The following is a 1,746-nucleotide window of genomic DNA, read 5'->3' as shown; positions in this document are numbered from 1 at the left end:
TAAAACTTTGACATTATGGCACGAAGTACATTCAAGACACTCTTTTATATCAATCGCTCCAAAGAGAAAAAGAACGGCAGCTGCCCAATTATGGGACGCATCACCATAGACGGAGAGCAAGTGCAATACAGCACGGGAAAGGAAATCGCTCCCGAACTTTGGGACAGTCGTAAGGGACGGTGCAAAGGAACAGGCGAAGAGATAAAGGGAATTAACCGCTATTTGCAAACCAAAGAGGAACAAGTCAAAGCGAAGTATCAAGAATTAGTCTGGCAACGTGGCTATATTACCGCTGAGTTGCTGAAGCGTGAACTCATGGAAGAAGACAAGCCCAAAGGTTTTCTTATGGAGGAAGCACGACTTTTCATAGAGGAAAAGCGTCCTTGCGTAGGAATAACGGTAGCCAAGCCGACCTTTGCCAACTACATCTATGCCACACAACTCATTGAGGCTTATTTGCGTGAACGCTTGGGGCTGGAGGATATTCGCTACTCATCGCTTGACTATGGTTTTATCGAAGGGCTGGACTTCTACCTTAAATCAGAGCGCAACCTTTCTCTTGCCACTATTCAGGTAGCGGTCATCTTCCTTAGAAAACTCATCGGCATAGGTCAGCAGAAGAAGTATATCCGCATCGACCCTTTTGCGGACTACAAGGCAGAACAGCCACACCGCACAAGGCGTTATCTCACAACGGAAGAACTACAGCGGATACTGCAAACACCCATCATTGACAAGCAGTTTGAACGGGCAAGGCAACTCTTTCTTTTCTGCGCCTTTACTGGTCTGGCTCGTGTGGATATGCAACGGCTCAGGCTAAAGCATATCATCCGTAATGCAGACGGCACGGAGGAAATCCGAATCAAAAGGCAGAAAACCAATGTGGAAGCGATTATCCCACTTCTGCCCATTGCCAAACAAATCCTTTCGCTCTATATAAAGGACAAGAAAGCGGACGACTTGATATTCCCCAATCTCACAATAAGGAAAGCATCCTTTGCGTGTGTGAACATCGGGCAGATATGCCGGATAGATAAGGGCTTGACCTTTCACATGGCTCGGCACACATTCTCAACCACGATTTGCCTTTCCAATGGTATCTCTATGGAAACGCTCAGCAAGATGCTCGGACACAGCAATATAGGTACGACACAAATCTACGGAAAGATAACAGACCACAAGATACAAGAGGATATGACTGCACTCACAGACAAGGAGCATACTGTATTTGAGGGTTATTGTGAGTCGATAGCACGGCAGAACGTTCCATTGCAACAAGCATAAAAAGGAAGTAATTACCAAACATTTATTATTCACGATTGAAAACCAAACGATTATGAAAGAGAACAACAAACAGGAACTTTCTTACTTTCGATTGAAATTAAGAAGTTATGTGAGTGAGCATCACCCCGAGAGATTGAAAGACACGGAGTTTATCACTGCACGGGCAGATATGGCTCTCACAGCTTACTGCGATGCCGTGGCGCAAGGCTTCACGCACCCCGAAGCGGAAAGCATGGCAAGCGAGGTTTTGTATCAGGGCTTGCATTTCTCCAAGTATGACACGCTTGTATCTGTATTGGAAAACGAGTTTGAAAGGGAACTACCTGCTCCGCTCCCCGATAAACTCGCACCCATATTGTTGTCGAACAAGGCTATTCAAGCCACATTCGACAAATTCGGTTTGACGGACACATTTGCTTCTGACGAGCAATACGACCGTCTTTACACCGAACTCACAGGCAC

The 1,746-nt window shown here is 45.9% G+C and carries 2 protein-coding genes; both read left to right on the top strand.

What is annotated here, in order from left to right:
• Positions 1 to 15 precede the first annotated feature (15 nt).
• Positions 16 to 1,284: a site-specific integrase gene (locus tag C7379_RS12525; protein ID WP_116617555.1), complete on the top strand. Its 1,269-nt coding sequence runs from the start codon at positions 16 to 18 to the stop codon at positions 1,282 to 1,284.
• Positions 1,285 to 1,336: 52 nt separating this feature from the next.
• Positions 1,337 to 1,746: DUF1896 domain-containing protein (locus C7379_RS12520; protein WP_133241910.1), on the top strand; the 410-nt coding region annotated here is incomplete at its 3' end.

Source organism: Hallella colorans, assembly GCF_003096815.1.
GTDB lineage: Bacteria > Bacteroidota > Bacteroidia > Bacteroidales > Bacteroidaceae > Prevotella > Prevotella colorans.
Note: the sequence above shows the minus strand (reverse complement) of the source record. Positions and strands in the feature narration are given on the sequence as shown.

Bases quoted from the DNA above. Each gene is read 5' to 3' on its own strand.
- C7379_RS12525 (WP_116617555.1), top strand. From the start codon at position 16: ATGGCACGAAGTACATTCAAGACACTCTTTTATATCAATCGCTCCAAA.